Consider the following 6,620-nt stretch of genomic DNA (forward strand, 5'->3'; position numbering starts at 1 on the left):
CCCCGTTGGTTGTTCGTGGTTCTCGGTTTCGGGAACCACGATTTTTTTTGTCATAGGCCCCAATGAGGTGGGTAACTGGTGTTCGGGAAGATATGGCGGGCTTCTTGGAGCATTTGTAGCCACTCGTCGCGGTGATAGCGGGAGGAGAGGTGGAAGAGGGTCAGCTCCTGCACACCGGCGCGTTTGGCGAGGGTGGCGGAGAGGACGGTGGTCATGTGGTAGTGCTTGTGGGCGAGGTCGATATCCGTATGACGATACTGGCCTTCACAGATCATAACACGACAGCCATGAAGAGCGGGGGCGAGACGGTCGATGGCGGCTTCGTCTAACAAAAAGTCGGTCAGGTAGGCGATGGAGTCACCGGGAGTTTCGACGAGCAGGGCTTTACGAAGTTCTTCGGTGGAATGAGCGACGCCATCGATGAGCAGTGTGTCTGCGATAGCCGAGCTGTTTTTGAGCTGCTTCACCCAGGGGCCGGGACGCAGGCCTAAGGCGGCTAAACGCGACATATCGAGGTTTGATCTCGGTCTCTCGCGCACGATGTAAGCGAGAGATGGAGTACGGTGGTCCATGGTGAGGACCTCGAGGGTGTAGCCCATGCCATCCATGGTTGGCGGAGTGGGTTCTTCGTGTGCGATTGCGAAGGCTTCGCCGAGCTCGAAACGATGGGTGCAGATCTGTTGCGGATGGATGTCTGAGACGTGCCAGGCACCGGCCATTTCGTCATGGAGATTCCACAGGAAGCCCTGGAAGCGGTGCTGCATCGTGTTGCTCGTTCCTGGAGGTCCCCAGATGCGATTCGGCTTCGTAGTGCGGTTGAAGAGGCACCTGAAATAGGAATCAAAGCCTGCCACGTGATCCATGTGCAGGTGCGAGAAGAACAGATGATCCGTGGCGAGGACGTCCGCGAACGGAAGCTCGGTGACGCAACCTTCGCCACAGTCGAACAAAAGCCGTTCGACGGACTGGCCGGTGTCGACTTCCACATGCAGGGCGTTGTCGTGACCTGCGGTGCCTAGAATACGATGCTTGATGCTCATTGCAGTGGCGGTGGAGTTGTTTCCGCTGCTGTGTTTGACGCCTTGGCTTGGGCGTCAAGGTACATGGCCAGAGGATAGATCGCGCAGAACAGATGCACGATCATCTCGTTGGGACAGGCCCGCGCATGAACAACTCCATCTTTGATCAGGATCGAGGCGATACCTCGATTGTAAGGGTTCCCATCCCAACCCGAATCTGCGCCATTCTTGCGCTCTATTTTCACGCCTTGAATCTCAGATTTCACCGGTAGAACGATGTAGTTCTCATTCACCGTCGAGGGGGATACCATTCCTGGCAGTTGAATGGATGAATACGGGAAGGACAGCCGGTCCGCATCACAGCCGATGCCAAAACCCGTGTCCGAAAAGAATGAATACAAGCCACCGGTCCGCGCCTGGACTGCATAGTATTTAATGGCGATATAGGCACAAGGCGATGCCAGGAGAACGAACAGACCGGAGATCAAGTTGTCCCGCCAGATCAGCCAGGTCATTGTGGCGGCGATGAGCAGCACCAATCCGATGACGGCAAACCTGAACCACGGATTGTTCCACCAGATGGTCACCAGCTTGCGGTCCTGAATCTGATTCCACAACTGCTCGCCGTCTTTTCGCCAAGCTTGGATGTCGATTGATTGGGTCATGATCAAACCTCAAGCTATGCCACGCCGCGGTGACACACCTCAAGTCTGTTTCCACACGGGTCATCAAAAAACACAGCGTAGTAGCCGGGTTCATAGGGCATGGGGCCTTCGATGTTTTGGGCTCCGGCGTGGGTGGCGACTTGGGCGATGCGGTCGACTTCAGCCTGGCTTTCGGCCCAGAAGGCGATGCGGTTTTCGTTAGGGACGTGGGTGGGGGATTCGGTGACGCCGAAGAACTCGGTGACGTCACCATCGGCGGCTTCGAATTGGAGCCAGCCTTCGACACGGGCATCGCGGGTAAAGCCGAGCGCGGGGAGCAGTTGCTCGTAGAATGCGGTGACGTCAGCGAGCTTGGGGACGCGGAGGTCGATGTGGTCGTAGCGGCGTGACATGGCCTCATGAATACGCGTCGGAGTGCATCGCGAGTGCGTGATTTGGGGAGGTGCGTAGGTCGGGAGACTCCGGTTCCGCATTCTGGCGAACGCGCCTACGGGGCTTTGATCAGGCCTGGCAGAAGAGGATGTGGTCGTCGGGGTGCCAGTGGTTGTCTGTGGGGCATCGGTAGCCGCGCAGCCAGAGGGTGCCTTCGATGCGGCGAAGGTAGAAGCCTTTGGGGAAATCGTCGTCCTCGGAAAGCGGCAGGGAGGCGATGGTGATGGAGCCTGGGGGTGCGCGATGCTGAGTGACAGGGTGACCCCAGAAGCCCTCTGGCTGATCCAGATACTGTAGCCTGAGATGCGGTGCCAACTCTAGAGGAGGAGGGAGCAGGCCGAGGGCGCTCGCTCTGCTGTGAAGGTCCTGGATGCAGGCTCCCTGGGAAAAGCCGAGATCATGAACAGACACTTCAACGGTCATCCAATGCTGCTCGGTGGGTGAGGTGATGAAGAGATCGCTCGCGAACAAGACGCGGGCGAATTCGTTCAACCCGACTCCGGCCTCGGTGAGCTGTGAGAGAAGCTGCGACTTGCTGGCGCCGCCCGCCTTCACCGCACGCCGGATGATGCTCGGTTCTAGATCAGCCAGCGAGCTATTGAGGGAGGGCGTGAGATTCATGGAGTGTTCCCTGCCCGCCAAGCCACCTCATTGCAAGAGGGAGCTGGCGCTCGCGGGCAACCTGCCACACCTAACCAATAATCACGCATCTACGGCACTCACTTCACAGCGACCATGTGAGCGCGGACGGCGAGCTCGCTGGCGAGGAAGGTGTGGGACTGGGGCATGGCGGTCTCGGTGCGATGGAGGATGTCATCGACGAGGTGGGTGCCCCAGGGGCATGGGGTGCTGGAGGGGACGGTGAACTCGCGGCGGGAGCCGTCGGGTTTGACGAGGCTGATGCGGCCGGAGGACTTGAAGACTTCGAGGCGGCCTTCGGTTCCATAGAGATGGAGCTGGAAGCCGGTGGTCTTGGCCTTGGTGTAGCTGAGCATGGACTCGCCCGTGCCGCCGGCGCTTTGGAACCAGACGCGGCCGAAGTCCTCGAACTCGGTGTGGTCGGGGTTTTCGAAATTGCCGGCATAGGAGCCGAGCACGCGGGCGCCGTCTGCACCGAGGTAGTGGATGAACTGGTCTGCCTGATGAGCGCCGATGTCATTGAGGATGCCGCCACGCGCGGCGCGTAACCAAAACCATGGTTCGCGCGGTCCATGACCGTAGAGGCCATGCGGGCCGTAACCCCACATGTGGGTGACTTTGCCGATGGCCCCGGCGCGGAGGAGTTCATCGATCTTCAGACTGACGGGTAGGAGCAGACGCTCGTTGTAGGAGATGGCGAAGATGCGCTTCGTTTCTGCCTGCACGCGGCGGGCTTCTTCAAGGTCTTCGAGGTTCAGGAAGCCGCCTTTGTCAGCGAGAAAGTCTTTGCCTGCACGCATGGTGCGGATGCCGAGCTGGGCGCGCTTCGATGGAAGGGCGGCGCTGACGACGAGCTGGATGTCGGGTGCATTCAGGACCTCACGCTCGGCACGGGCCCGTTTGACGCTTAAGTTCTCTTTGAGGAACTGGGTCCCGTGCGTGGGATCCGGGTAGGGATCGTAAATCATGGCGAGCTCGCCGCCGCCATCACGCAGAGCTTTGACCATGCGGAAGATGTGCTCGTGATTGATGCCGATGACGGCGAAGCGCAGACGTGTGGTGGGCTTGGACTGGGCTTTGAGAGAGCGCTGCATGGCCATGGCGGATGCGGCTCCGATCAGGAAGTGGCGGCGAGTGTTCAGCGGCATGGGATGCGGGATGTGGTGAGTGATGAACGCTGGTGCTTTGATCACAACGGCCTGCCTTTGTTTACCTTGCCGGGAGCGCTTTGGACTATGCGCTCATGCCTTGTGACTGCACAGGCTGAGGGAAGATGGTGCGTGAGGTGGAGACCCTGGAGATCACGAAGCTCTTCTGTCCCGCCCTTTCAGGGCTTTGGTTCAGGATTGTGGGTGGGGCGGCATTTCCAGGGCTGCATTGGCTGCATCAACTTGCCCTTCGCTTTGTTGTCTCGCCCCGTTGGGGCTGGGAGAGATGGATCTAGTCTATTCGCCTGCCGTGATGGGTGTGCTAGCAAGCTTCATTGAGGGCATGCTCACGCCTGCCTCTACATCGGGCAGCTGTGGGGTGCGGGATGTCTCCTTCTATCCGCCCCAGAGACACGGAACCGCCATGATCACGAAGACGCGGGCTGCATCTTCAAAAGAGGTGTGAGGGCGCCAGTGTTGGCGAGCGTGGCGTAGGCGGAGGAGGCGAAGTTGCTGACGGCTTCGAGGAGGCGGCGATGCTCCGCGCTGAACTGCTGGCCTGCCTCATGAAAAACGGCCCAGATGGTGCCGACGGCTTTCTCACCGACATAGAAAGGAATGAGCAGAACCTCTTCCAGAGGCGGATGGATGGGTTCGAGGTAAGTGAAGTGCTTTTCAGGGTGAATAAACAGCAGGGTCTTTCCCCGTTCCAGCACGGTGCCGCAGGGGCCGAAATCACTGGGGGTTCCAGAGCCGAGGAAGCTGTCCAACTTTCCGGCGACGGCGGGCCAGACGAAGCGCTTCTCCTCCTCGTTCAAAAGGCTGATGCCGGTAGAGCCAGCGCCGGAGAGTCGCAAAACCGACCTGACGAGCGTGCCGAAAAAGTCCCGCGGGGATGAGGCCAGAGCCCGGGTGAGAATCAGAAGCGCGTTGCTTTCCGTCTCGGGGTCCAAGGGTGGGCTGGAGCGGCGGCTCAGCTCTTCTGTGGCGAGGACTGACTCCAGGTCACATGGAGAGGAGAGAGTATTCATTCGGGATGGGAGTGGTGACTGATGCAACAGCAAGGGATGGCCCTGATATTCTCTAATATCGGAAGTCAGGGCTGAGTGGATGCGTAATCTCTCATGCAGGTGAGCGGGAAGTGCCAGAAAGCTGGGTTGACACCCCCTCCCCTGCGATTATGCATAAAACCCGGCGTGGTAACTGCTGCGACGGGTTTTTCAAACTCCCCACCCCCACATATCAATGGTCAAAATCGGCATCAATGGTTTCGGGCGCATCGGCCGCCTCGTGTTTCGTGCAATCTGCGATCAGGGTCTTCTCGGCAAAGAGATCGACGTCGTCGCTGTGAATGACCTCGTGCCTGCCGACAACCTCGCCTACCTGGTGAAGTATGACTCCACCCAGGGCAAGGCTAAGGAAGAAGTCTACTCTAAGAAGAGCAGCCCCGACGTGGCTGAGGATGACGTGCTCGTCGTGGACGGTCACGAGATCAAGTGCCTGGCCGTGCGTGAAGGCCCCTCCGCCCTCCCCTGGAAGGCTCTCGGCGTGGACATCGTGATCGAGTCCACCGGTCTCTTCACCGAGCGCAGCAAGGCCCAGGGACATATCGACGCTGGCGCGAAGAAGGTCATCATCTCCGCTCCTGGCAAGGACGAGGATATCACCATCGTCATGGGCGTGAACCATGAGAAGTATGATGCCGCGAACCACCACGTGGTTTCCAACGCTTCCTGCACCACGAACTGCCTGGCGCCGATCGTGCACGTGCTGCTGAAAGAAGGTTTCGGCGTGGCTGAAGGTCTGATGACCACCATCCACAGCTACACCGCCACCCAGAAGACGGTGGACGGTCCTTCCAAGAAAGACTGGAAGGGTGGCCGCAGTGCCGCGATCAACATCATTCCTTCCGGCACGGGTGCCGCCAAGGCCGTTGGTCTCGCGATCCCGGAAGTGAAGGGCAAGCTGACCGGCATGTCCTTCCGCGTGCCGACGCCAACCGTGTCTGCTGTGGACCTGACCGTGAAGACGGAGAAGGAAACCAGCTACAAGGAAATCTCCGCCGCCATGAAGAAGGCCAGCGAAACCTACCTGAAGGGCATCCTGAACTGGACGTCTGACGAAGTGGTGAGCACCGACTTCATCCACGACCAGCACAGCTCCATCTTTGACGCCGGCAGCGGCATCGAGCTGAACAGCAAGTTCTTCAAGCTGGTGAGCTGGTATGACAACGAGTGGGGCTACAGCAACCGCGTGGTCGACCTTGTGAAGTACATGGTGGGCAAAGGCCTGTAATACGGCTTTGAGCTAAGTTTTTGGGCGGGCCAGGTCTTTGGATCTGGCCCGCTTTTTTATTTCTGATTTTTGATTCATGAATCCTGATTCGCGGGAGGCGGGATCAGGATGGTTTCGCGGTGTCCAAAGGGGATGCTTGGGTCACTTGGAAGGAGCGGAGATGTGAGGAATGGTGGGGGATGAATATGCTTTGGGTTTGGCGAGATTTGGAGAGGTCAGGTCAGGCACTGATGATTGGCCTACGGAAAGGGTGGGAGCCGTTTGCGGTGGTTTGCGATTGTTTGCCGTTGTTTGCGGTGGTTTTGGCCAGTCCGACCAGATCGCGGGTGGGACGAGCTCGGAAGGTTTACGATTGTTTACAGTGGTTGACCGTTGTTTACGGTCGTTTCGGAGGCGATCCGAGTGGATCCGACCTGATCGTG

Annotated in this window: 7 protein-coding genes; 1 reads left to right on the forward strand and 6 read right to left on the reverse strand. The window is 59.0% G+C overall.

Going from position 1 to position 6,620, the window contains the following annotated elements; genetic code table 11:
- Window positions 1-50: 50 nt before the first annotated feature.
- The 6 genes from BGE01nite_RS28460 to BGE01nite_RS28485 form a co-directional block, all read right to left on the reverse strand.
- The gene (locus BGE01nite_RS28460; RefSeq protein ID WP_146856298.1) at window positions 51-1,040 is read right to left on the reverse strand and encodes an MBL fold metallo-hydrolase; all 990 of its coding nucleotides are present in this window, start codon (window positions 1,038-1,040) and stop codon (window positions 51-53) included.
- Window positions 1,037-1,684, reverse strand: coding sequence for a hypothetical protein (locus tag BGE01nite_RS28465; protein ID WP_146856300.1), 648 nt, complete (start codon window positions 1,682-1,684; stop codon window positions 1,037-1,039). The genes BGE01nite_RS28460 and BGE01nite_RS28465 overlap by 4 nt, the downstream gene beginning before the upstream one ends.
- A 14-nt stretch (window positions 1,685-1,698) precedes the next feature.
- Entirely contained in the window at window positions 1,699-2,076 is a 378-nt protein-coding gene (locus BGE01nite_RS28470) for a VOC family protein (protein ID WP_146856302.1), read from the reverse strand.
- A 109-nt stretch (window positions 2,077-2,185) separates the two neighbouring features.
- Complete coding sequence (locus BGE01nite_RS28475; RefSeq protein WP_146856304.1) at window positions 2,186-2,737, reverse strand: helicase; 552 nt, start codon at window positions 2,735-2,737, stop codon at window positions 2,186-2,188.
- A 98-nt stretch (window positions 2,738-2,835) separates the two neighbouring features.
- A complete protein-coding gene (locus BGE01nite_RS28480) occupies window positions 2,836-3,903 on the reverse strand; it encodes a Gfo/Idh/MocA family protein (RefSeq protein ID WP_146856306.1) in 1,068 nt (355 codons plus the stop codon).
- A 428-nt stretch (window positions 3,904-4,331) separates the two neighbouring features.
- On the reverse strand, window positions 4,332-4,934 hold the full coding sequence (locus BGE01nite_RS28485) for a GAF domain-containing protein (protein WP_146856308.1): 603 nt from the start codon (window positions 4,932-4,934) through the stop codon (window positions 4,332-4,334).
- A gap of 214 nt (window positions 4,935-5,148) precedes the next feature.
- Here BGE01nite_RS28485 and gap point away from each other — a divergent pair, with 214 nt between their 5' ends.
- Window positions 5,149-6,198: a type I glyceraldehyde-3-phosphate dehydrogenase gene (gap, locus tag BGE01nite_RS28490; RefSeq protein ID WP_146856310.1), complete on the forward strand. Its 1,050-nt coding sequence runs from the start codon at window positions 5,149-5,151 to the stop codon at window positions 6,196-6,198.
- Window positions 6,199-6,620: the final 422 nt, after the last annotated feature.

The organism is Prosthecobacter gellanilyticus, assembly GCF_007992435.1.
GTDB lineage: Bacteria > Verrucomicrobiota > Verrucomicrobiia > Verrucomicrobiales > Verrucomicrobiaceae > Prosthecobacter > Prosthecobacter gellanilyticus.